Below are 22532 nucleotides of genomic sequence, written 5' to 3' on the forward strand. Positions count from 1 at the left end.
TGTATTTCCTACGCTAGGCTTGTTTGCTCTTATACTAATATGGAAACAGTTAACACTTCCCAGCGCAGGCAATATACGCAGACTCTATGGGAACAGCACGTGTCCGAAGACCCCGCAAGAAAGCGGTAAGGTTCAAAGGCTAAGAACGCCACGTCCTGTGGCAACGCCTTTGTGACCAACATCGTGTTGGCCCGAGGCCGTGCCCATGGAAAGCGAAGTATATTGCCGGAGCGGCTTTAAAGCATTCACGTGTATTTCTGGAGCGGTGGACTACAACCAACTCAAATTGAAAGTTAGTTCGCAGTTTATGTTTTTTGTGTCAAAATGGAAGCGGTTGGACTATAGCAGGCTATTCTTGATTTAGCTGTTTCAATTCGGGTACAGTAATAAGAGCAAGCAATGAAGGAGGCAAGATAAGGTGGCACATATTAATTTTTCCTATAAAAATGCTACGGAATTTTTCAATCAGCACGAACTCGATTATCTATCAGAATTCGTGGAATCAGCACATAAAGCGATTCATAACGACACATTTCAAGGCAATGATTTTCTCGGCTGGGCAGATTTGCCTGACAATTACGACCAAGAAGAATTTACCCGGATAAAAGCAGCAGCTGAAAAAATAAAAAATGACTCAGATGTTTTGCTCGTAATTGGTATAGGCGGCTCGTACCTGGGCGCACGCGCAGCATTGGAAATGCTTAATCATTCATTCCAGAATATGCTTGATAAAACACAAAGGGACGCCCCGCAAGTAATATTTGTCGGCCATCACATGAGTTCAACTTACATCAGCGAGTTATTCGACATATTAAAAAATAAAGATGTATCGATTAATGTCATTTCAAAAAGCGGCACAACAACCGAACCTGCAATAGCATTCCGTATCTTCCGCAAATTTCTTGAAGACAAATACGGAAAAGAAGAAGCCAAACATCGGATTTTTACCACAACGGATAAAGAAAAGGGTGCACTTAAAACAACCGCTGATAAAGAAGGTTATGAATCATTTGTGATCCCTGACAATGTCGGTGGACGTTATTCTGTTTTGACCGCTGTCGGGTTGTTGCCAATCGCCACAAGCGGTATTTCCATCGATGACATGATGCAAGGTGCCAAATCAGCTATGCATGATCTTGACGAACCGGACATCAACAAAAACCCGGCTTACCAATACGCTGCAGTGCGCAACATTTTATACAGTAAAGGTAAAACGGTGGAAATGCTCATCAATTATGAACCACATTTGCACTATTTCAGCGAATGGTGGAAGCAACTTTTTGGCGAGAGTGAAGGCAAAGACCAGAAAGGCATTTTCCCGGCTTCAGCCAATTTCACAACCGATTTGCATTCAATGGGGCAATACATTCAGGATGGACGGCGAGACCTTTTTGAAACCGTCCTGCATGTCAATCAGCCGAAAAAAGATATTACCCTTGATGAAGATGCGGAAAATGCTGATGGACTCAATTACCTTGCCGGAAAAACCATTGATGAAATTAATGAAAAAGCTTATCAAGGAACATTACTGGCGCATACTGACGGTGGTGTACCTAATCTTATCCTGGAAATCCCAGAGCTCGATGTTTACACCTTTGGGTATCTCGTCTACTTTTTTGAAAAAGCATGTGCCTTAAGCGGCTACCTGCTCGGTGTCAATCCATTTAACCAGCCAGGCGTTGAAGCATACAAGAAAAATATGTTTGCCCTTTTAGGTAAACCGGGGTTTGAGGATGAGAAAGAACATTTGGAAAATCGCTTAAAAACATAGTGAGACTCCGACGCGAAAAAATCTCAAATTTTTCCTCTTAAAATGTTTATATTTTCATACACAGGGTAAGAATAGGAATGTAAGACTTTCTCGTATTCCCCCTGTAAGCAAGGCATTATTTAATGCCTTGCTCTTTTTTTTCTTCACCTGAGAGCAATAGCTTAACCTATTCCCTGATATCACGTATAATAAAGATTAAGGCATTTTATCTTGCAGGAGGGTTAATTGTGGAAAATTTTAAAAAAGTACATAACCGTGAAAACACACGTTCTGTTAAATGGGATATGCGTCATGTCGTTTTCCAATCTGACGATGTCCTCCCAATGTGGGTTGCTGATATGGATTTCCAAGCCCCAAAAGCTGTCAATGATGCACTTATTGAACGTGCAAAGCATGGGATATATGGATACACAATGATTGATGACAACATTAAAAATCCGATTATCAACTGGATTTCGAAACGCCACAATTGGGAAATTAATAAAGAATGGCTTTCATTCAGCCCGGGCGTTGTAGCCAGTTTGCATATGGCCGTTCAAGCCTTTACAAAACCCGGAGACAATATCCTGGTCCAAACACCTGTCTACACACCTTTTTACAGTGTAATCGAAGCTCATGAACGCAACGTTGTTAAAAATCCGCTTATTCAGAAAGATTATTATTACCATATTGACTTTGAAGATTTCGAGGAAAAATTGAAACAAGGTGTATCAGCATTTATCCTTTGTTCCCCGCACAATCCAGTTGGGCGTGTCTGGAAAAAGGAAGAATTGGAGGAAATGGCACGTCTTTGCGTGAAATATGATGTGTTAATTCTGTCGGATGAAATCCATGCAGATTTAATTTATCCGGGTGAAAAACACATCCCGCTTGCTTCACTTTCAGATGAGGTTGCAAATAAGACGATAACGTTTATGTCGCCTTCAAAAACATTCAATTTGGCTGGATTGCATGCATCTTATGTCATCACGCCTGATGAAGAAGCAAAAAAACAACTGGATAATCATTTAGTTAAGCAAGGGCATAATCACCTGAATACAATGGGGATTACAGCCATCGAAGCAGCCTATCAGCATGGAGAGCAATGGCTTGATGATCTTTGCACTGTTCTCGACGAACATAAAAAATATGTGACGGCTGTGCTTGAAGAGAAAACCGATGTATTGACTGTTATCCGCTCGGAGGGTACTTATTTGCTCTGGATTGACTGCAGTAAATTACAAATGAACAGCAAAGAGTTAAAAGCATTTATGAATGAATCCGCAAAAGTCGGTCTGAACGCTGGAATTGATTATGGCGATGAGGGTGAGATGTTTATGCGCATGAACATCGCTTGTCCGCGTGAAATTCTCGAAGAAGGCGTCAACCGTCTCATCACAGCCGTAAACAACAGATAAAGGGCGTTTAATAAAATATAGAAAACAGGCTGGGACATAACTTATATATTCAATATAAAAGACGAACTATAATCAAGGTTAGCGGAGGAAATATGCGGAGACTCCTGCGGGAAGAGAGGCATAGGTGAGACAACGAAGTGCCTTCGCACAAAGCAAGACTTCATCGAGTATGCTTCGACCTGCGAGGAGTGCTGCACCACAGAAAAACTTGCAACACGACGAGCACGAGTTGGCTCAACAGCCGCCCGCGGAAAGCGACGAGCCAAAACATCCACCGATTCCGCTGCGAGTTGCGAGGAGTGGCTGCTACACCGAGAACACTTGCAACACGACGAGCACCCAAGCATATTTCCGGGGCGGCGTATCCCGCTTCCTTTCCTAATTATCATTCGTCTTTTCATTTCTTTAAACCTTTTGTCCCAGCCTGTTTTCATTTCTACAGTTGCTAATTGTTATTCTTCCTGTTCCTCATTAAATTCTGTTGGGTCTGTCGGTGTTTCGGCTGATTTTTTTTCATCTTTTGCTATAATCCCGCATGCTATACGAGCACCGGACTCCCCGCCCGGCTGGCTTACACCGTCGTCTTGATTTTCATGTATAACGAGTGATGTCCCTTCCCCACCCAGCAACGATTTCTTTCCATCCTTTAATGTCGCCTCCGGCAGCATCAACTCAGCATCAACCAATCCCCCTGAATCTGCTTCAATGTTGGGTAAATCACCTAAGTGGGAACCTTCAGGGTGCATGAGTCCATGCTCATTTCCGTCTGGGTTCAAATGGCTACCGGCTGTTGTAAAATCCGGTGGATCACACTTTGGGTATTCGTGCACATGAATGCCGTGATAGCCAGGTTCAAGGCCTTCCAGTTTTAACTTCACATCCACACCGCCGTCCCCTTCCGTCAATTGGGCCGTGCCTATCATATCACCGGACGCATTGTACATATCCACTGACCGGGAAGTTTCATCATTAGCCTGACAAGCCGTTATGATTAAGAATAAAATAATCAACAGTACGCTTCGCATAATTGTACTCCTTTGCAGATTCTTTATACTCAGTATCTGCAAGGCAGACAAAAAATAAACAGGCTCATTGTCAAAACAAGCCCGTTCACTCTTCTTTCTTTTCTATTTTTTCGCCATAATGCTTATCTGTTTTATCCGCTTCTTTTTTTGAATGCTTTATAAAAAAGTACATTGCGATACTTGCTCCAATTATAAAGATAATCAGCACAATAATTGCAGGAATATATTCGGATTTATCTTCAGGAAAATAAAGAAATTCCATTCCCATTGTCAATCACTTCCTTTAAAATTAATTATAGCATCCATCTGAAACATGCGGAAACAAAAACGAACTATTGGCGCATCATGCTTAAATTTGGCACAATGGCGTAAAGGAGGTTTATATAATATGTCAATTTCCATAGGAGAAATTGTTCAAGTGAAATATAATTCGGGCAAATACATAGGTGAAGTACTGGAAGACCGAGGTGAACGCTTTCTGGTAAAAGTCCATGCTGTTATAAAGCACCCGATGCAAGGTGACTTGCATAACCCGGGGGAAACTGAAGGGGTATTTTTTCAGCAACGAAAAGCCCTTGCCCATTATGAAAAAATGAATGTCGTTAAATCAGCAGTTAAAACCTTTGACGGGAATATGCCGGATTATCAGGATTCACTTCAAAATGCAGTCAGCGATATGAAACAGCACCTTTCACAAAAGGATAACGCGTTCAACCAGCAATCACTGAAGGAAATTGAAGACCTGGAAGAAAATACTTATATAAAAAACTATTATAAATAATAAAATGGAGCTGACGGGCCTTCCCCTAAAGCTCCATTTTTCAATAGCAACCGTTTGGAAGCCTATTCACCCAAGTGCTCGTTGACTACTTCGGTAACACCTTTAATCGCTTCTTCTTCATCGCCACCAGTTGCTGAGATTTTTACTTCAGCACCTTTTGGTATTCCAAGGGACATAACACCCATAATTGATTTCAGGTTAACATCTTTACCATTATATGAGATTTCAATTTCAGACTCAAACTGACCAGCTTTATTTACCAGTAATGTTGCCGGGCGAGCATGTACCCCAGTGTCTGCTGTGATTGTAAATGTCTTTTCCTGCATTTGCTGTTCATCCTTCCGAAAATAAATTCCTAACGTATCCATTCCCTTTATGTTGAAATACGATACATCAATTTCATTATAAACAAAAAGAGTCTGTTTTGAAATCAAAAAGCAACGAATTATGTGTCATTTTTGTGATATTTGTCTTTAGAGCAGCGATGTGGTACCGTAATTCTACAATCGGCTAATACAAAGGAGGCTTATATATATGAGTGTGCATATTGGAGCAAATAAAGGGGATATTGCAGATAAAATACTGTTGCCCGGAGATCCGCTCAGAGCTAAATTTATAGCGGAAACTTTTTTGGAAGATGTAACCCAGTATAACCAGGTGCGTGGAATGTACGGTTTCACCGGTACATATAAAGGCGAACGAATTTCAGTACAAGGAACTGGCATGGGTGTACCATCCATCTCAATTTATGCCAACGAACTGATTCAAGAATACGACGTGCAAAAATTAATTCGCGTTGGCACATGCGGTGCTATTCAAAATGATGTAAAGATCCGTGATGTTATTCTGGCGCAGGGAGCGACAACTGACTCACAAATGAACCGGATGATATTTAACGGCATTGACTATGCGCCGCTTGCTGATTTTGAATTGCTTAAAAACGCGTATGACACCGGCAAGGAACAAGGGCTGAATTTACGGGTGGGAAACGTGTTTACAAGTGACACATTCTACCGTGATAACGCCAAGGAAGTGAATGAACTACTCGCTCAATATAACGTTCTCGCTGTTGAAATGGAAACAACTGCCCTTTATACACTGGCAGCTAAATTCAACCGGCAGGCACTCACTGTTCTGACCGTATCCGATCATATCCTGACCGGCGAAGAGACAACTTCTGAAGAACGCCAGTCAACCTTCCATGATATGATGGAAGTTGCGCTTGATACGGCGATAAAATAAATTCTCAATTAGTGGGCGTTTACTGCCCGTTACATGCAGGTTAAGATAAATCATTATTAGATATTGCTGATCCTACAGCACAAAAAACAGCCTTTAAGTTCGAAGGCTGTTTTTTTGTGCTTTTTCGGTGTTCTGAATACAACGTGTTATGAAATATTTGTGCTTCAAACCACTCAACAGCATCTCCGCAATAATCACATCCGCGTTTATTCAAAAGCAACACTCTTATTGTTAACCATTATAAACTATGGTTGACAAAAAAGAGGATTCTGTCTATTATCATTTATATAATATACAAGGAGGGGTTACGTTGAAAAAACTGCGAACGATTGATTTGACCTTCGGGGCAGTCTTTGTCTGCCTCATGGCTATTGGTGCCAACATTACCGTATGGTTCCCGATGCTTGCTGTGCCTATCGGAGGCGCGACAGTCCCAATTTCACTGCAGACTTTCTTCGCCACGATAGCTGGTTTAATGCTCGGAAAAAGGCTCGGTGCGATTTCAATGATTACATACATATTAATCGGTGTGGCGGGAGTCCCGGTTTTTGCCCAAATGAAAGCAGGACCAATGCAACTAATCTCCCCCACCGGCGGATTTATTATTTCATTTATTTTCGTTGCATTCTTTACCGGATTGATTGCCGAACGCAGCAGTAAACCATCTATCCCTATTTATGGGTTCGCATCGATTGTTGGATTAGCTTTCAATTATGGGATTGGCGTTACGTACATGTACGCCGCTATGAATACGTGGCTCGAACTCAGCATATCGTACAGTATAGCCTGGAGTGGTATGATCCCATTTCTTATTAAAGATAGTGGATTGGCAATTTTGGCTGGATTATTCATGGTTAGCCTCGCGAAACGCGTTCCTTCAAGATGGCTTTTAACTGTTAAAACCTGAATCTTGGTCTATTTGTTTATAAGCAGCAAATAATTCTGCATCCATCATGTTTTCTTTGTTCAAACGAGCCCTATATATGCTAAAATGACGTTATACTTAGCATATATATTTTCCATCTTAAAAGAAGAGGCTTGTTAAAGCAACAGAGAGGATGTTCCTTCTTCATGGATTTTTTTGCAAATTTCCCTTTATGGGCGGCTTTGTCGGCTATTGTTTTTGCACAGGTTATAAAAATCCCTATAAGGCTGGTTGTTACACGGGAATTTAAGCCAGGGCTTGCCTTTTCAACCGGCGGTATGCCAAGCAGTCATTCTGCAGCTGTCGCAGCTTTGACAACCGGCGTTGGTATTATCGAAGGTACAGACTCCGTACTGTTTGCTATGTCAACTATCTTCAGTGTGATTATTATGTTTGATGCATCAGGCGTTCGCAGACAGGCCGGTGAACAGGCAATTGTAATTAACCAATTAGTCGAGGACTTCCAATATTTCATGGAAGGTGCAAAAGACTGGAACCGTAAAGAACTCTATCAAAAGCGAAAAGAGTTAAAAGAGCTGCTCGGTCACCAGCCAATCGAAGTTTTTTTTGGCGGATTATCCGGTGTAGCCATTGCCTTCTTCCTTTATCAGTTTTATTAAACATAACCGTCAAAAAACCCGCTTCACTTTATAGTGAAACGGGTTTTTTCATTAACTTTCATTGATTTGATTTCGGAATACCTGCATTGAGTCGTTTTCATTCAGCTTATTAAGTACCTCTTCAGACAACTGACCGTCACCTTTTTCAATAATATAAACCTTAACCTCTTTCTTGCCCCATTCCGAATAAACATCATCTACAGTTTCATAGTACAGATCTATTTTGTTGCCGTTAATCGCGCCGCCTTTATCGGCAACGACACCATATCCATAATCAGGGATGTACAAAATTGTACCAATCGGAAAAACACTCAAATCGGCTGCAATAGTAGAGTACAAGTCCCGTTTCACTTTCACTCCTGAATACGTTATGCCGTATTCAGGATGGTCAGGCGTCTTACCGGTCGATTCCACTCCGGCAGTGTAACCGGTTGCCATTACAGTGGCACTGGGATATTGTTCAGTATCAACATATTCTTCCAACGTTTGTGGTCCTTCAATCTGCTCACTGGAAATATAGCGTTTTTGCTGTTGTTTTACCTTTAATTCTTTATTCTTTAACGCGACTTTGCGATCATCAAGATGCGTTTGCGCGTGGGCTGCCGATGTTGTTTTATCCGCTGCCATCCATGCTTCTACATCAGCGACGGTCGTGATTGAAATAGATGAAAACGTGATATATAGTGCTCCCACTAACAATAAAACCATCACAGATCGCTGTATTATATTTATTTTAGTCAATGATAACACCTCTCCGGCAGCATTCTGGTTTTACTGGAACAGTCTGCAGCAGATTTTCTGCATATATCCGTCCCCTATTGGCTGCCTATTTGGACAGTGTTACCAAAATAGCAATTAATATACATTAGACCCGGATTAATTTATAATATTAAGAAATATCAACTATTACACATACATAATAAAGTGAATCTTCAATCAGTGGGGGTTTTTCCCACTGATTAAGGGGAACAAAGGCTAAGTTCGCCACGTCCTGTGGCAACGCCTTTGTGACCTGCGTCCTGCAGGCCCGAACAGAATCGGACATTTATGGACAGTTAGCCGCCGTTCTTCGGCGGGTTACTGCCCATTACATGCGGGATAAAGTGAATCTTCAATCAGTAGGGGTTTTCTTTCTTCCCCCACTGATTTTAGGGGAACAAAGGCTAAGTTCGCCACATCCTGTGGCAACGCCTTTGTGACCTGCATCGTGCAGGCCCGAACGAATCGGACATTTACTGGCAGTTGACCCCCACCTAATCTTCATTGTCTACGCGAACATTTGAGGTGGGGGTCTTACTGCCAGTTATATGCGGGATAAAAAAAGCGTTCTCTCTCCTCTGAGAAAACGCTTTTTGAACCACATGGGTTAACTTAAAACATTTGGTAGCCACTCTTGCGTAAATATTTAATAACAAACCCGGATACAATAGTTCCAGCAAAACCCGCCCCCAAAATGCTTATATCAGCAACAGTTATTTCAGTCAGTCTGGAAAAAGCTGCACTAAAAGCCTCACCCGGTCCGGTAAAGTAATCTGCTGTGGATATATCATCAACAATCATTAGTACAATTATTGGATAAATTGCCGCCATAAGCCAGGTACTGCGCAAAAGCATATTTAAAATAAAGGCCAGTCCAAAAAATATAACAAAAAATAACAAAACCGAAACGACAAACTGTATCAACGCTGTATCTCCCTTCACCAATACATACAGCAACCATTTTATAATAACTAAAGCGAATCTTCAATCAGTGGGTCCCGTACTTATCAGGGTTATCCCTGCCGCTGTTCAGTAAAAAATATTGAATTTGCCTTTTCGCATTACGAGTCCAAGACCGCCTAATTTAAATAAGTAACGATTATCTATAATTTTTTTCATTAACACTGCTTTCCACCCAAACAATTTCCAGTTATTAAAAACATCACCAATCGCATCATTATTGCCAAGCGATGTGACTGTACCAAGCAGACGGGGTTCGAATTTTTCGAATGTAGAATTTCCATCCAGATGTGCTTTTATATTGTTTGCAACAGTCGTTGCCTGCTGTACAGCGATTTGGGCACTTGGCGAGTATGGGTGCCCTGTTTTTTCATCCACAACGAGTGCACAATCGCCAACGGCAAACACGTCGTCATGGCCTGGTGCGCGCATATCAGCACAGACTGCTATTTTTCCGTCACAATGGTCAAAACCTGAATCCTGCACGATTGAATTCGCCCGCACCCCGGCTGCCCAGACAGTCGTATATGTTGCGATCTCCTTGTCTTTTCCTTCTTTCTCATAAACAATACGATCGGGGGCACAATGCTTAAAACTCGCACCGGTAATAAATTCAACCCCGCGTGATTCAAGTGATGTCATTGCATATTCAGCTAGCTGTGGGTCGACTTCCGGCAAAACAGTCGTTTCTTTTTCCACATTAATAATACGGACCAATGACTTATTTATATCATATTCTTCGCAAAGCTCAGGAATTCGATTAGCCAACTCACCGAGAAATTCAACTCCGGTAAACCCACCACCGCCTACAACGATATTGAGCCTGCCCGGGTTTTTGCGATTTTCATGGTGATACATTGCAAAATTGTATTCAAGATGTTCCCTAATCAATCTGGCACTGTCAATATTCCCAATTGTAAACGCGTTTTCTTTCAAATCCGGGATTCCAAATGTTTCGGTTTCAAAGCCTAAACCTATAACAAGTAAATCATAGTACAATTCACCGGTTTCAAGCTTCACTTTCTTTTTTTCCGGCTTTATGGAAACAACCTCGTCAATTATAAAATGAACTTTATCAGTATTAATAATCTCATCAATCGGTATCCTCGTACGATCATGATGCAGGTTGCCCGCTGCATTTTCGTGCAGCCAGGTTGTTTGATAGTGATAATCATATTTATTTACAAGCGTAATCGAGGCTTCATTTAAATTTAATATTTTTTGCAAGTTAACTGCTGTCATAATTCCACCGTAACCGGCACCTAAGACAACAACCTCAATTTTCTCCCCCATGACCGCTTCCCCCTCTCTCTATATAAACCTCAATACGTACTTCTTTGTAACATAATTGTAATCCATTCCATATACTATTCGTTTTATCGTTATGTTTCAAGATATACGATTGCTTCCAGAAAAATCTGAATAACTAAAGTGAATCCTCAGTCAATGGGATTTTGTTCATTATATGCGGGGTAAACGAATGCAGCGTAAAATGCATGAATACACAAATCTTCACCTTTTATGGTACGATAGGAATTGGTGTATTTTGAAACTAATCAATGGGGGGACATCCATGACAGATAGAGTTTTCGATGTGACCATTATTGGAGCTGGTCCCGCTGGCTTATTCACTGCATTTTACGGCGGCATGCGTCAGGCAAGTGTTAAGATAATGGAAAGCTTACCTCACACTGGAGGGCAATTGACAGCCCTTTATCCTGAGAAATATATATATGATGTTGCCGGGTTCCCGAACGTTCGAGCCCAGGACTTAGTGGACAACCTGGAGGAACAGGCGAGAATGTTTGATCCAACAATTGTTTTAGGCCAATCGGTTGAACAAGTGGAACGGCTCGAAGATGAGACGTTTAAATTAACCTCCAATACCGGCGAAGAGCATTTTACAAGCACGATTATCATAACAGCAGGAAATGGTGCCTTTCAGCCAAGACGGTTGAATCTCGAAGGTTGCGATCAATATGAGGGTATTAATTTACATTACCATGTTCAGGACATGAACGCCTACAAGGACCAGCACGTTATGCTTTTGGGCGGCGGTGATTCAGCTGTTGACTGGGCGTTAATGCTGGAACCGATTGCAGAAAAAGTAACACTCGTGCACCGACGGAATAAATTCCGGGCGCATGAGCACAGTGTTGAACAGTTGAAGAATTCCAGTGTTGATGTCGTTACGCCCTACATCCCATCTGCCATCAATGGCAACGGGAAAGTCGAAACGGTTACGTTGAACGAAGCTAAAGGGGAGTCAACGATGGAAATCAACGTTGATGCACTCCTTTGCAACTACGGCTTTGTTTCAACGCTCGGCGCCATCAAAAATTGGGGTCTGGAGATAGAAAAAAATAGTATTGTGGTTAATTCACGAATGGAAACCAATATCCCTGGTATATACGCAGCCGGTGATATTACAACCTATCCGGGTAAAGTAAACTTAATTGCCACCGGCTTCGGCGAAGGGCCGACAGCGATAAACAACGCCAAGCAATATATTGATCCAAAAGCACGCATCCAGCCGAGGCACTCGACCTCGATGTTCTAGCTCTCCAGTTCTAAAACGAATAAAAAAGCCAGAATCCATTAATAAAGGTGTTCTGGCTTTTTTCTATGCTTTATATCTTCCAGTATGTTCGACTAGCACTTTTCCGGTGTACCCACGCTACGATCTGTTCTGAATGATGAACCGCAGCCGCATGAAACAATCGCATTCGGATTGTCGATGCTGAATCCCCCGCCCATCATATTTTGTTTAAAATCAATCGTTGTACCTTCAATAATCGCCGCGTCCTGCTTATTGATAACGACCGGGACACCATTTACATCTTCCACCATATCCAACTCGTCATTTACGTCATGGTCGAAGCCAAGTGAATAGGAAAGTCCGCTGCAGCCGCCGCCTTGAATACCGAACCGCAGACGTGCACCGGCTTCTTCATCTTGCATCATCTCTTTTACTTGACCAGCCGCACTATCTGTAAGCGAAATAATCATATATTTGTGACCTCCTCATTATAAGATGGGACTAAGTATGTTACCCCCAGTATACAAACTAAAAGCACGTTATTCAACGATTTAACTTGTTAGTCATGCAAACTATGATTGAAGCTCTGCTCCATTTTTGTCCAACTCGTTATAAATGGTTTTTAATCTCGGTATTCCTTCAGCAACGATTTCTTCGTTCACAAGCACTAAAGGATAAAAGAATTCATCATCCAATATACGCTCAGCCAGCTGTTTATGTTTTTCATCATCAGGCGGCTGTTCAATATCAATATAGTTGTAAGAAATATTATCATCAATATATTTTCTGCCGATCGCCGCCTGCAGCCATTCGTATGTGTCCCGGGAACCTGGTGCCCCAACACAGCTTGCACAAATCTGTTCAGCTCCATAAACTGTAATCAGGATATTATTATCCATAGCGATCCCCCCTGTCTCATGTGATTAATTTCATTTTACAAAATAGACAATTAAAGATAAAATAAAATCAACCGATATTATTGATTAATGGATAGCTTTTTAGAATAATTCGTTCTATAATGGAATCAAGGAAAGGAGAAGATGGATAATGCAAGAGCAAGTGCAGGAAGTATTAACCAAACTCCGTCCGTTTTTATTACGTGATGGCGGCGATGTCGAGCTGATCGATGTGGATGACGATGGCATTGTACTTATTCGTCTCATGGGAGCTTGCGGCAACTGCCCAAGTTCAACGATTACATTAAAAGCAGGGATCGAACGTGCTTTGAGAACTGAGGTCCCGGGTGTAACAGAGATCGAACAGGTATTTTAAAAACATATTAAAAAAGACAGACGTTATGTGTCTGTCTTTTTTTATGGCTTTTTCATGGCCACATTAGCGGACCGGCGTGATAGCATCTTTGCCGCTTAATACTGCTCTCAGATTGTCAAGGCAAAGCTCAATCATTTTCGTGCGTGTATCTGCACTGGCGGACCCAATATGTGGCAGACACACAACATTATCCAATCCAACCAGCGGATGTTCAGGTGAAATCGGCTCGTTTGCAAACACATCAAGTCCTGCTCCCTGGATTTCATTAACAGTCAATGCTTCAACCAGCGCATCCTCGTCCACCACACCACCACGGGAGGCATTTACAAAAATTGCTGAGGACTTCATATGTTTAAAAGCTTCCTCATTAAACATCTTTGCTGTCTCGTTATTCAGCGGCACCAGCGAGACAACGAAATCCGCTTCGTGCAGAAGTTCAGTGAACCCCCGATGGACTGCTCCAAGTTCTTGTTCAGCTTCTTCTTTTCGTGTTCGGGTATGATACAAGATCGACATGCCGAATCCTTTCGCACGTCGTGCAACTGCCTCTCCAATCCTGCCCATCCCGACAATACCAATCGTTTTATGATGGATGTCCGATCCTGCCAACAAGTAAGGTGACCAGTATTTCCAGTTTCCATCGCGAATATAGTCTGAGGCTTCCACCATCCGACGAGCTGTGGCCATCATTAAACCAAACGTCAGATCGGCTGTCGTCTCTGTCAGCACATCAGGTGTATTGGTAACTGTTACTCCGCGATTATGTGCTTCCTCAACATCAATATTGTCATAACCCACCGCCATATTCGCAACAATTTTTAGATTGCTGGCAGCATCCAGGAATTCACGATCGACTTTTTCACTTAACAAACAGAATACACCGTCAACCGACGTGATTTCGCGAAGCAAAACGTCGCGCGGCACCGGCTCATTTTCTTTTTCCCACATCCGAAACTCGAATGCATCCTGGTACGGCTGCAAAATCGTTTCAGGGATTTTACGGGTAATGTAAATAACAGGTTTCATTTGTCCAACACTCCAATCATTATCCAGCTTCGGCGGGACAATATCTATTTAATAAGTAGCGCTTTACAGCCAGTGTAACACAGGAATTTGCAATTTTTCAGAATCAACGCCAGCATTTTCAAAAAAATAGCGCATTCGCTTTTCATATTGCGTTTGCCGCTCCAGCATGTCTTTTAGTTCATCATACATGCCATGCTGCCTGGTTAGAAACCCGCGTCCAATAATATCATACAGGTGAATCGGATATAAAAGTCGCGCGTACAATAACCGCCAGCCAAATATCGATAATGGCACAACTTTCTGGTAGTCATCCAAAAAGGCACATATTTCATCCACGGGATCCTCTTTTTCCAATAACTTATAACGAATCAATTCGGCCAAGTCACGCGCTGGATGGTCGAATGCAAGATCAGTCATCCACAGAAAATGCTGGTTAAGCTGGCCGTGATATCGGGTAAAGACAATTGTGCCTTGATCTGCTTCATGAAACCTGCTTTCCGATTCGCTTTCTTGCATATATTGAATTGCATTTTCGCTTAACCCTGTTATATACGGGAGGGAATCCATTAAAAGCCTGTAATAATTATTTGGCAATTCTCTTGCTTCCAATTGTATTTTTTCTTCAAATGCTGCCATCTTTTCAATCCATAAAGGCCTCCATTGCCCATAACTCGATATGGTCTGTGGTTCATATGGATACCCTGCTCCAATTGCATGTAATACTGCCAGCTGTTCGCCCTGACTATTTTGCTTAACAGGGGGGGTCTTCTCGGCACATAATACGAGATAATATTTTTCATTATATAGCGTATACCATTCATTTTGATTGTTTGGCAATGGGATCGTCATCTGACTATAGTCATTCTCGTACAAAAAATAAGCTAAAGCGGCCTGTTCCATATGTATAATTTCCTTCTGGTCGCAAGAAATGGTAAAATAAATATAATTATCATCTTTAAATCCTTCGGCACCGTTCCATTCAGTCACATCCAGAGGCTGGATGCCATAATAGTAGTCAAGAAAGTCTCTCAATATGATCTCCCCCTTTTTTGGCCTTTTGTCTTACTATATGTACGAAAGCCTATCAACTTAACAATATTTTAGAAAAGGTGATTATAATGGCTGACAATTCGAATCGAACTAAATTAGAAGTCGTAGCAAGGGAATGGCTTAAAGAGCGCGGAGTTGCTATAAAAGATATTGCAGACCTTGTTTATTATCTGCAATCCAAGTACCACGACGATTTGAGTATGGAGACATGTGAATATAATGTAAACCAGGTACTGACAAAGCGTGAGGTACAAAACGCGATTTTGACGGGGATTCAATTGGATAAGCTGGCAGAACAGAAACAACTTGACGCCCCACTGCAAAAAACGATTGAAACCGATGAAAGCCTGTACGGGATTGATGAGATTGTTGCGTTTTCGATTGTTAACGTGTATGGGTCAATCGGTTTTACAAACTATGGCTATATTGATAAACAAAAGCCCGGAATTTTGGGACCGCTTAACGACAAATCAAGCGGAGAATGTCATACATTCCTTGATGATATTGTCGGGGCCATCGCAGCAGCTGCCTCAAGCCGGCTTGCTCATGCAGCAGCAGATGATGAATTATTGGACGACTAAAAAAACTGCTCCGTTTTGGAGCAGTTTTTTAAATAGCATGCAGCCATTCACTTAAATTTTGAATATGGAAGGTTGGTTTCTTTTCAAAGGCCGGGTAATCGGTGTAAGGGGTGACTCCGGTAAACACCATCAATGTATCAATGCCGGCATTTATTCCGGCGAGTATATCCGTCTGGTAGTTATCGCCCACAACTAACGTCGCTTCCCGATGACTGCCAAGTTTCTCGAGTCCCTGATTCATAATAATTGACTCAGGCTTGCCGATAAATATTGGTTTTTGGCCGGTACTGACGGTTATGACCGATGTTAACGCACCATTTCCGGGTTCCAGGCCCCGTTCAGTAGGGATAGCCACATCAGCGTTTGTTGAGATAAAAACCGCTCCCTCCCTTACGAGACGACAAGCGATTGATAATTTTTCATAATTTATATCACGATCAATCCCTACCACCACAAAATCACATGTGTCATCTGTGATAATATGCCCTTCACGCTCCAACGCATCATACAACCCTTCTTCACCTATAACAAAACAACGGGCATTTTGTTTCATTTGCGCGATATACTTGGCGGTCGCCATGCTTGAAGTGAAAACATGTTCAGGTGTTGCATGAATATTCATTTGCTGAAGCTTATCAGAAACTTGCGCCTGTGTTTTGGATGAATTATTTGTTATAAATAAATATGGCACGTGCTTTGCTCTTAATGCTTCAATAAATTCAGAAGCAAATTCAATCGGTTCGTCACCACGATACATCGTGCCATCCAAATCAATGATATATGCGCCGTAACCCATACGCCAATCACCTCTCTTTACCATCCACGTGCAAGGATCCTCTTGCTTAGTCATTCGTAAATGCGTTTGCAACGCCAAGCTCTTGGTTTAAATAATCTCTTATATGTGTACTGAACTGATTGAGGTGGTTTGCATTTTTTTGAAGTGTATCTTTTAGAACCTGATGATCCACTTGCAAATAATTTTTAACCACATCTTTCCGTAATTGAATGATCGATTTATAGCTTGCTTCTGCATTTTCAGGTAAGACCTTTTCATCAATTAGAATATCGATAATGTCATCAAAGCTGCCGGGATCACGCATAATAAACCCATCGATCATCATGTTACCCACATCGAGCATGCTTTCTATCACCATATGTACAGTCCGTTCCAAATACAATTTATCTGCGAACGTATCAAATGAATGCTTGCTGACTTCTTCCAACAATTTATCCATATATTGCAGTGTTTCTTCAATCAGTTTACGATCAACAAAGTACATCACAAATCCCTCCATAAAAATCTACCTATATCATACCATATTTGCGGGAGAAGGTGTTGGGGTACAAGGTGTCAGACACCTGTATCCCTCCAGGATGACCATTGAAAGGAAACATGATATAGTGACACTAACATTTAATTTCGGGGTGCTTATTGTGAAAAATAAATTTGACTATTTAAAAGATGAAACAGTAACAAAAGAGATGAGGTATATCAGTTTTATGGGAAATTTGCAGCGTTATGACTTTGCTTTTATGGAAAATGAAGAAAGCCCTGAGAAGTATACGGTTATTAATCTTCAAAAAAATCGCTTTGCTGTTTTGGGACGAGATGACCTGGATGAAGAAGGACATATCGAACATATTTTTCATGAGTCACCAATGGAGGCTGATGAAATACGGGAATTTCTAAAAGAAGTTTTACAGTAAAAAAAGGAAAGCGGCTTGTCCCGTTTTCCTGGGGAATCGTATACCCTGACGCTCTCAGTATATTATTATATCACTTGTTTTCCTTCTTTTTGTCTTATCACGTTCAAATGATTCTTTCTCATTAAAGGAAGCCCCATACCGACAACCACAGCTGTAATCGGAAACCCTCCAGTACCTGCGAGCCACTCAATGACAGTTACCGGCACAAAGATAGCATAAATAAAAATCATTAATATCAAATAAAATCGTCTCCAGCGTTTTTCGGTTTTTGATATTTGCTTAACCCCCCAAAACAATTAATCAGCTTATTTTTCTAGCTCCAGGTTATATTCGTCCGCCAGATCTGCCATTTTTTGATCCGCTGTTTGAGCCGTTTCACCTGCCTCCATAAATTTCTCATCTGCTTCTGTTGAAGAACAGGCAATCAGCAGCGGTGCGGCTGTTAAACATACAAACAGCTTAATTTTTTGCTCATTAAACCAACCCTTAAATTTTATTCAAGTGAAGTCACTGTAGGACCACCCCACACAACATCCAAAAAATCAATTCTGGGACCGGCAGACTCCTGGTAGACGTTTTCCTGAATGCCTTCCATAAACCCATCAAATGAAACAGATTCCATTTCATTGGCAGCGCGTACATAAAAGCGGTCGTCCTTTATGGCTAATTCCGCTCCGTCCAACACACCGTTATTTGCAACAATTGCGTTTCTTGTTTTATTGACAACCTTTGATTCGATGTCTTCAACTGTCAGCAATTCGTTTAATTTATCTCTTACTACATCTTTATTCATTTCCTCCGTTAACACTTGATCAAACGCTTCCAATTCAATTTCATTTACAGTCCAGTCAGCATAATCTCCGCTGCCTGATAATTCAGATGCTCTTTCATCAACCATTTCTTCAATATCTTCAAAAAACGCCTGAACTGCCCCCTCAAGTGTTTCATCCTCATATTCATATATCACACGGCGAACTTCTTCATACAAAACACTTGATGCCGTCATACTTGCCTGTTGTGCAGTTGTGCCGGACTGTTCCTTTGTAGCCAAGGCTCCGCCCAGGTTCACAACAAAAACCAACAAGATCATAATAATACTTAACATCCCGAGTACAAACAAGGCAATATTACCGCCCTCATTGCAAAGCCACTTCTTTACCATCATTCAATCACCCTGCTGCTGGCTGTAGCCGAATAGGGGATGGAAGGTATTTGGTACCCAAATATCTCGCTTGGCAAAAAAACCATGCGTATATTCACATTGGCTTGAGCAGTAAATTCTTTGCTGCCTCCACCAGAAACACCCTGAGGCTGCAGATAATCACCGGCAGAAGAAAGAATCGTATTAGCCGCCTGTGTCGCTTCACTGGTATTCTGGGTTATCGAATACACTTTGGCGTATTCATTAGCAGCGGATTGTGTGACCAAGACACCATTTATTCCGACAATAAATTGCCAGATAATCATGAGCAGCAGCAGTGCTAAGGGCAGGATTCCTATAAATTCAATTGTGGCGGAGCCATCTTCATTTTTTAATTTTCGTTTCAATTGTTGCATAGAATGACACTCCTGGAATTTCAGATAAAACCGAACCTTTGTAAAATTTACTGTGACAATTTAACTTATATCAAGGCGTCTCAACACTTTGATATAATACTTTTGAGCTGCTCCCAGAAATCAAATGTCAGGATGTCTTAAATCTTTTTTCAATGTTTCCAATTCTTTTCTCTGTTTTTCAACAAATCGATTCTTTACTGCTTTCATGTGTTCTGTTTTGGTAAAGGTACTTTGATCATCAAAGTAAGTTATACTTTCTAAATCTTTTTTTAATTTATCTTTGTTTCTGGCAAACTCTTCAATATATTTCTTGTGATCGGGTTCTGCCATTTTATTTACGGCTTCATTTTGGCTGATGCTATCTTTAACATCCTGAAAGCTGTCTATCGTATCATAATCGGATTTCAGTTGATTATATTGGATATAATCTAACTCAGCGAGTATATCTTGAATGTACTCAATTTCTTTCACAGTGAACTTAGAACCATCTGCTTCCTTCATGTCTACAAACCTCTTATACTCTTCCATCAGCGTATTTAATTCACTCTGGAGAAAAATGGCTTTATTGATAGTTATTGAACATGTTGTATATGCTGCTTCCTCCGCTTGGCTGAGCACAGCACTTTTCAATACGTTATCAAGAAAATGCCGGGTCTTATAAAAGGCAGTCATATCAATATTATTTCTTAAGCTCCCTTTATTTTTAATACTCGCCCAGTTATTTAGCAAAATCACAATCTGTTCTAAGGCTACTTGGTGCTCTTCATTTTGAATATTATCCTGTGGGGAAAAGATAGCAAATGCAGTATCTGTGTTAAATCTACGATAAAAAACAGCATAGAAATCCTTATCCTGATAGGTAAGATGGTTAGGGTTGACTGTAAAAGATTCAAATAGCTTCTTATATTTCTTAGCCTGCCCATGTATTGATTCAGGTATCATATTCAATCAAAATACATCCCTTCTAGAGAAATTCAAAATGCCTTCCCTTACGAAAACCAGCCTGTCACAGTATCCCATGCCTTTTTCGCAGTGTCCTTTGTGCTTTTCCACATGGCCTTGCCAGTATCTTTCCAGTTTCCTTTCCAATGCGAAGCAACAAACCTGACTCCTTTCGAAACAGCCCAAACTCCGGCTCCCACTGCTACCATGCCTGCCCCAACTGCTTGGGCACCGGGGATAGCTGACGTCACCACTCCTGCATTCATAAGCGTATCACCAAAACTGGCAGTAGCGTCCGTAACTGCAACTGTTTTATCAGCACCCGATGCATCACTGTTAAGCACATCTACAGCTCTTGCTGAATTATAGCCAGTTTCAAAAGCAGAAATGCCTGTTCCTACTGCTGCAGTAGCCACATTAAATTTTGATAGTGCACCTACCGAAGTGGCTGGTGGGGTCGCATTTGAAACTGACCTCCCAGCTTCAGCAAGATCACCGACAGAGCTTGAAGTATTATAAAATTGTTGAGCAGCTCTGAAATCCTGTATTGCCCCGACGCCTTCCTCTACATGGGAATATGTATCATAAGCGTCAAAAACAACATTATCGCCCACACCAAGTTTCAGGCCATTCATTAACAAGTTACCACGATAGCCCAATCCGTAATTCATGCTGGATTCGTAGCCTAAATCTCTCATATTTTGACTTGTTAACAGATCGCCAACCAGGTTTACCTGCCCCATCATGACATCATTAACGACATACTTGCCAACATCATATTCAAAAGGAAAGGTCGGGAAATCTTCAAGGGAAGCGGGGTCACCTTCCGTTCCATTTCCGTTTGTCCCATTTCCATCAAAACTGGCACCTTCTGTTCCGTTACCATTATAACCCGGCATCAACCAAGGGGTGACTAAACCGCCCGGCCCATAGTCATAACCCGGCTGAATCCATGGGGATCCAGATGTGCCATTTCCTGATGTAACATTACCTGACCATGGATTCCCAGCAACTCCAGGACCATAGTTGAATCCCGGTTGTGTCCATGGCGAACCAGCTGTTCCATTTCCATTAAAACCGTTACCGGACCAAGGACTTCCGTTCGTACCACTTTGAGACCAACCCTCAAGATACCAAGGAACGCCGGTCCAATCTTGATCCGTAGGTGATCCGGAGGAATTTGTTCCATTTCCATTCCATGAATCGCCTGTCCATGAGTCACCTTCCCACGTCTCGCCTTCCCACTTTAAATCCGAACCATCCCACTGGTCGCCTTCCCATGATTCACCTTCCCACGGGTCTCCCGTCCAGGATTGCACTGCATATACTGTCGGGATAAATACCGGCTGAACAGCCATAAATACAATGGCCATCAATACAAATAATTTTTTAATCCACCTATACATGTACACACCCGCTCTCCTAATTAATACCTTCCCGTACTGTGACTTCAAGTGTTTCCAACGCTTCCCGCCATTTAAGAACGAACGAAGTCATGAGCATAATAATAAAAGGATAAATAATTATATTTAGAGTCATCTGGGTGATCATCTGGGCTGCGAAAGAAGACGTAATATTAAATAACTGATATGTCACGAAAATACCCACTAAAAGCTCGGCTAACCCTGCCATTATTACAATTAGCATAATTTTAAAAAAATTCTTTTTGCCAATACGAAAACCTTCTTTAAGTGATTTCCAAACTGATTTTTCATCAAAAATACTGATATACGGAATCGGGAATACTAACGCAAGAAAGATTAAACCCGGCAGTACAAGAAACATAAACCCAATGGTCGTAATCACAGAAACGATGCATGCATAGACGAAAACAGTAAAACCGTTAACTAAAAAATGGTAAAATGAATTTCGTAAATTGTGTTCGACGCCTTTATATTCGTTATAAACAAAACGGATATAAGGAATCTGCGCATAAAGGTATAATAATAGCGTTATAAGTCCGTAATAAATATCTGCAACTGAATATAAAGCTGAATCACTAGGCGTAATCGCATATATGTAATTGGTCACAAATGCATGCACCATCAATAACGGTAAAGTCGTCGTCAGCATAAGAACCAATATTTTTTCAAATTTGCCTGTGTACACTTCCCACGTATATTGAAGCGGTTTTTCCATGGTATTCTCCTTGCCACTTATTAAAATGAGTTATGTATGTCCGCTGTTGATAATAGTCAACTTTACGAACTGCATTGCCATTGGAGGGTGAGTTTACTGCAAAAGAAAGCCTTTAAAGAAAACTTCCTTCCATTACCCACCCGTTGTTAACCAGCAAGCAAGATTCGGGTAACACACGAAATACTAGAATTCAGACCGGCGCCTGGTAGCAAACTTACTTTTAACCCTTTTATTCCTTT

28 protein-coding genes are annotated in these 22532 nt (G+C 41.4%); 10 read left to right on the forward strand and 18 right to left on the reverse strand.

Annotation, left to right across the window (positions count from 1 at the left end):
- Nucleotides 1-418 precede the first annotated feature (418 nt).
- Together BMZ22_RS09105 and BMZ22_RS09110 are read left to right on the forward strand one after the other, a co-directional pair.
- The gene (locus BMZ22_RS09105) at nt 419-1771 is read left to right on the forward strand and encodes a glucose-6-phosphate isomerase (protein ID WP_090084661.1); all 1353 of its coding nucleotides are present in this window, start codon (nt 419-421) and stop codon (nt 1769-1771) included.
- A gap of 227 nt (nt 1772-1998) precedes the next feature.
- Nucleotides 1999-3168, forward strand: a complete 1170-nt coding sequence (locus BMZ22_RS09110) for a MalY/PatB family protein (RefSeq protein ID WP_090084664.1) — start codon at nt 1999-2001, stop codon at nt 3166-3168.
- Nucleotides 3169-3620: 452 nt separating this feature from the next.
- On the opposite strand, the gene BMZ22_RS09115 is transcribed toward BMZ22_RS09110, so the two are convergent.
- Entirely contained in the window at nt 3621-4193 is a 573-nt protein-coding gene (locus BMZ22_RS09115) for a superoxide dismutase family protein (protein ID WP_090084667.1), read from the reverse strand.
- 85 nt (nt 4194-4278) lie between these two features.
- Complete coding sequence (locus tag BMZ22_RS09120) at nt 4279-4461, reverse strand: hypothetical protein (RefSeq protein ID WP_090084669.1); 183 nt, start codon at nt 4459-4461, stop codon at nt 4279-4281.
- 120 nt (nt 4462-4581) lie between these two features.
- Between BMZ22_RS09120 and kapB the strand changes: the two genes are divergently transcribed.
- Nucleotides 4582-4974 carry a kinase-associated lipoprotein KapB gene (gene kapB, locus BMZ22_RS09125; RefSeq protein WP_090084671.1) on the forward strand — a complete coding sequence of 131 codons (393 nt, stop codon included), beginning with the start codon at nt 4582-4584 and terminating at the stop codon, nt 4972-4974.
- A gap of 62 nt (nt 4975-5036) precedes the next feature.
- Here the strand turns inward: kapB and BMZ22_RS09130 are convergent, their stop codons facing one another.
- Nucleotides 5037-5300, reverse strand: a complete 264-nt coding sequence (locus BMZ22_RS09130) for a phosphocarrier protein HPr (RefSeq protein ID WP_090084674.1) — start codon at nt 5298-5300, stop codon at nt 5037-5039.
- A gap of 208 nt (nt 5301-5508) precedes the next feature.
- On the opposite strand from BMZ22_RS09130, the gene deoD reads away from it, so the two are divergent.
- The 3 genes from deoD (at nt 5509) to BMZ22_RS09145 (ending at nt 7761) form a co-directional block, all read left to right on the forward strand.
- Nucleotides 5509-6216 carry a purine-nucleoside phosphorylase gene (gene deoD, locus BMZ22_RS09135; RefSeq protein ID WP_090084677.1) on the forward strand — a complete coding sequence of 236 codons (708 nt, stop codon included), beginning with the start codon at nt 5509-5511 and terminating at the stop codon, nt 6214-6216.
- A 310-nt stretch (nt 6217-6526) separates the two neighbouring features.
- Nucleotides 6527-7123, forward strand: coding sequence for a biotin transporter BioY (locus tag BMZ22_RS09140; protein ID WP_090084680.1), 597 nt, complete (start codon nt 6527-6529; stop codon nt 7121-7123).
- A 164-nt stretch (nt 7124-7287) separates the two neighbouring features.
- Nucleotides 7288-7761 carry a divergent PAP2 family protein gene (locus BMZ22_RS09145; RefSeq protein WP_090084682.1) on the forward strand — a complete coding sequence of 158 codons (474 nt, stop codon included), beginning with the start codon at nt 7288-7290 and terminating at the stop codon, nt 7759-7761.
- Between the two features lie 51 nt (nt 7762-7812).
- On the opposite strand, the gene BMZ22_RS09150 is transcribed toward BMZ22_RS09145, so the two are convergent.
- From BMZ22_RS09150 to BMZ22_RS09160, 3 genes are all read right to left on the reverse strand, one after another.
- A complete protein-coding gene (locus BMZ22_RS09150; protein ID WP_090085051.1) occupies nt 7813-8469 on the reverse strand; it encodes a 3D domain-containing protein in 657 nt (218 codons plus the stop codon).
- 663 nt (nt 8470-9132) lie between these two features.
- A complete protein-coding gene (locus BMZ22_RS09155) occupies nt 9133-9444 on the reverse strand; it encodes a YuiB family protein (RefSeq protein ID WP_090084684.1) in 312 nt (103 codons plus the stop codon).
- A 105-nt stretch (nt 9445-9549) separates the two neighbouring features.
- Nucleotides 9550-10773 (reverse strand): NAD(P)/FAD-dependent oxidoreductase, encoded by a 1224-nt coding sequence (locus tag BMZ22_RS09160; RefSeq protein ID WP_090084687.1) that lies wholly within the window; start codon nt 10771-10773, stop codon nt 9550-9552.
- Nucleotides 10774-11053: 280 nt separating this feature from the next.
- Between BMZ22_RS09160 and BMZ22_RS09165 the strand changes: the two genes are divergently transcribed.
- Nucleotides 11054-12040, forward strand: coding sequence for an NAD(P)/FAD-dependent oxidoreductase (locus BMZ22_RS09165; RefSeq protein ID WP_090084690.1), 987 nt, complete (start codon nt 11054-11056; stop codon nt 12038-12040).
- Between the two features lie 92 nt (nt 12041-12132).
- On the opposite strand, the gene BMZ22_RS09170 is transcribed toward BMZ22_RS09165, so the two are convergent.
- A complete protein-coding gene (locus BMZ22_RS09170; protein WP_090084692.1) occupies nt 12133-12489 on the reverse strand; it encodes a HesB/IscA family protein in 357 nt (118 codons plus the stop codon).
- A gap of 102 nt (nt 12490-12591) precedes the next feature.
- A complete protein-coding gene (locus tag BMZ22_RS09175; RefSeq protein WP_090084694.1) occupies nt 12592-12918 on the reverse strand; it encodes a YuzD family protein in 327 nt (108 codons plus the stop codon).
- A gap of 148 nt (nt 12919-13066) precedes the next feature.
- Between BMZ22_RS09175 and BMZ22_RS09180 the strand changes: the two genes are divergently transcribed.
- Nucleotides 13067-13291 carry a NifU family protein gene (locus BMZ22_RS09180; protein ID WP_090084696.1) on the forward strand — a complete coding sequence of 75 codons (225 nt, stop codon included), beginning with the start codon at nt 13067-13069 and terminating at the stop codon, nt 13289-13291.
- Between the two features lie 63 nt (nt 13292-13354).
- Here the strand turns inward: BMZ22_RS09180 and BMZ22_RS09185 are convergent, their stop codons facing one another.
- Complete coding sequence (locus BMZ22_RS09185; RefSeq protein WP_090084700.1) at nt 13355-14317, reverse strand: 2-hydroxyacid dehydrogenase; 963 nt, start codon at nt 14315-14317, stop codon at nt 13355-13357.
- Nucleotides 14318-14380: 63 nt separating this feature from the next.
- Complete coding sequence (locus BMZ22_RS09190; RefSeq protein WP_090084703.1) at nt 14381-15349, reverse strand: protein kinase family protein; 969 nt, start codon at nt 15347-15349, stop codon at nt 14381-14383.
- An 86-nt stretch (nt 15350-15435) separates the two neighbouring features.
- Between BMZ22_RS09190 and BMZ22_RS09195 the strand changes: the two genes are divergently transcribed.
- Complete coding sequence (locus tag BMZ22_RS09195) at nt 15436-15948, forward strand: phosphatidylglycerophosphatase A family protein (protein ID WP_090084705.1); 513 nt, start codon at nt 15436-15438, stop codon at nt 15946-15948.
- A 28-nt stretch (nt 15949-15976) separates the two neighbouring features.
- Here BMZ22_RS09195 and BMZ22_RS09200 read toward each other — a convergent pair whose 3' ends face one another.
- Nucleotides 15977-16744: a TIGR01457 family HAD-type hydrolase gene (locus BMZ22_RS09200; protein WP_090084707.1), complete on the reverse strand. Its 768-nt coding sequence runs from the start codon at nt 16742-16744 to the stop codon at nt 15977-15979.
- Between the two features lie 46 nt (nt 16745-16790).
- A complete protein-coding gene (locus BMZ22_RS09205; RefSeq protein WP_090084709.1) occupies nt 16791-17228 on the reverse strand; it encodes a DUF86 domain-containing protein in 438 nt (145 codons plus the stop codon).
- Nucleotides 17229-17382: 154 nt separating this feature from the next.
- On the opposite strand from BMZ22_RS09205, the gene BMZ22_RS09210 reads away from it, so the two are divergent.
- Nucleotides 17383-17655: an SAV0927 family protein gene (locus BMZ22_RS09210; protein ID WP_090085053.1), complete on the forward strand. Its 273-nt coding sequence runs from the start codon at nt 17383-17385 to the stop codon at nt 17653-17655.
- A 65-nt stretch (nt 17656-17720) separates the two neighbouring features.
- Here BMZ22_RS09210 and BMZ22_RS16920 read toward each other — a convergent pair whose 3' ends face one another.
- The 6 genes from BMZ22_RS16920 to BMZ22_RS09235 form a co-directional block, all read right to left on the reverse strand.
- Nucleotides 17721-17894: a hypothetical protein gene (locus tag BMZ22_RS16920; RefSeq protein ID WP_177183408.1), complete on the reverse strand. Its 174-nt coding sequence runs from the start codon at nt 17892-17894 to the stop codon at nt 17721-17723.
- A gap of 254 nt (nt 17895-18148) precedes the next feature.
- Nucleotides 18149-18817, reverse strand: coding sequence for a Tad domain-containing protein (locus BMZ22_RS09215; RefSeq protein ID WP_218144039.1), 669 nt, complete (start codon nt 18815-18817; stop codon nt 18149-18151).
- On the reverse strand, nt 18817-19212 hold the full coding sequence (locus BMZ22_RS09220) for a TadE/TadG family type IV pilus assembly protein (protein WP_090084715.1): 396 nt from the start codon (nt 19210-19212) through the stop codon (nt 18817-18819). Before BMZ22_RS09220 ends, BMZ22_RS09215 begins: the two co-directional genes overlap by 1 nt.
- A gap of 120 nt (nt 19213-19332) precedes the next feature.
- On the reverse strand, nt 19333-20154 hold the full coding sequence (locus BMZ22_RS09225; protein WP_218144040.1) for a hypothetical protein: 822 nt from the start codon (nt 20152-20154) through the stop codon (nt 19333-19335).
- A 47-nt stretch (nt 20155-20201) separates the two neighbouring features.
- Complete coding sequence (locus BMZ22_RS09230; protein WP_218144041.1) at nt 20202-21566, reverse strand: hypothetical protein; 1365 nt, start codon at nt 21564-21566, stop codon at nt 20202-20204.
- Between the two features lie 10 nt (nt 21567-21576).
- Entirely contained in the window at nt 21577-22293 is a 717-nt protein-coding gene (locus BMZ22_RS09235) for a hypothetical protein (RefSeq protein WP_090084722.1), read from the reverse strand.
- Between the last annotated feature and the right edge of the window lie 239 nt (nt 22294-22532).

Origin of the sequence: Lentibacillus persicus, assembly GCF_900112705.1 — a bacterium.
GTDB lineage: Bacteria > Bacillota > Bacilli > Bacillales > Amphibacillaceae > Lentibacillus > Lentibacillus persicus.

Bases quoted from the DNA above. Each gene is read 5' to 3' on its own strand.
- BMZ22_RS09115 (WP_090084667.1), bottom strand. From the start codon at position 4,193: ATGCGAAGCGTACTGTTGATTATTTTATTCTTAATCATAACGGCTTGT.
- BMZ22_RS09120 (WP_090084669.1), bottom strand. From the start codon at position 4,461: ATGGGAATGGAATTTCTTTATTTTCCTGAAGATAAATCCGAATATATT.
- kapB (WP_090084671.1), top strand. From the start codon at position 4,582: ATGTCAATTTCCATAGGAGAAATTGTTCAAGTGAAATATAATTCGGGC.
- BMZ22_RS09130 (WP_090084674.1), bottom strand. From the start codon at position 5,300: ATGCAGGAAAAGACATTTACAATCACAGCAGACACTGGGGTACATGCT.
- deoD (WP_090084677.1), top strand. From the start codon at position 5,509: ATGAGTGTGCATATTGGAGCAAATAAAGGGGATATTGCAGATAAAATA.
- BMZ22_RS09145 (WP_090084682.1), top strand. From the start codon at position 7,288: ATGGATTTTTTTGCAAATTTCCCTTTATGGGCGGCTTTGTCGGCTATT.
- BMZ22_RS09150 (WP_090085051.1), bottom strand. From the start codon at position 8,469: ATGGTTTTATTGTTAGTGGGAGCACTATATATCACGTTTTCATCTATT.
- BMZ22_RS09160 (WP_090084687.1), bottom strand. From the start codon at position 10,773: ATGGGGGAGAAAATTGAGGTTGTTGTCTTAGGTGCCGGTTACGGTGGA.
- BMZ22_RS09165 (WP_090084690.1), top strand. From the start codon at position 11,054: ATGACAGATAGAGTTTTCGATGTGACCATTATTGGAGCTGGTCCCGCT.
- BMZ22_RS09170 (WP_090084692.1), bottom strand. From the start codon at position 12,489: ATGATTATTTCGCTTACAGATAGTGCGGCTGGTCAAGTAAAAGAGATG.
- BMZ22_RS09175 (WP_090084694.1), bottom strand. From the start codon at position 12,918: ATGGATAATAATATCCTGATTACAGTTTATGGAGCTGAACAGATTTGT.
- BMZ22_RS09180 (WP_090084696.1), top strand. From the start codon at position 13,067: ATGCAAGAGCAAGTGCAGGAAGTATTAACCAAACTCCGTCCGTTTTTA.
- BMZ22_RS09185 (WP_090084700.1), bottom strand. From the start codon at position 14,317: ATGAAACCTGTTATTTACATTACCCGTAAAATCCCTGAAACGATTTTG.
- BMZ22_RS09195 (WP_090084705.1), top strand. From the start codon at position 15,436: ATGGCTGACAATTCGAATCGAACTAAATTAGAAGTCGTAGCAAGGGAA.
- BMZ22_RS09200 (WP_090084707.1), bottom strand. From the start codon at position 16,744: ATGGGTTACGGCGCATATATCATTGATTTGGATGGCACGATGTATCGT.
- BMZ22_RS09205 (WP_090084709.1), bottom strand. From the start codon at position 17,228: ATGTACTTTGTTGATCGTAAACTGATTGAAGAAACACTGCAATATATG.
- BMZ22_RS09215 (WP_218144039.1), bottom strand. From the start codon at position 18,817: ATGGTAAAGAAGTGGCTTTGCAATGAGGGCGGTAATATTGCCTTGTTT.
- BMZ22_RS09220 (WP_090084715.1), bottom strand. From the start codon at position 19,212: ATGCAACAATTGAAACGAAAATTAAAAAATGAAGATGGCTCCGCCACA.
- BMZ22_RS09225 (WP_218144040.1), bottom strand. From the start codon at position 20,154: ATGATACCTGAATCAATACATGGGCAGGCTAAGAAATATAAGAAGCTA.
- BMZ22_RS09235 (WP_090084722.1), bottom strand. From the start codon at position 22,293: ATGGAAAAACCGCTTCAATATACGTGGGAAGTGTACACAGGCAAATTT.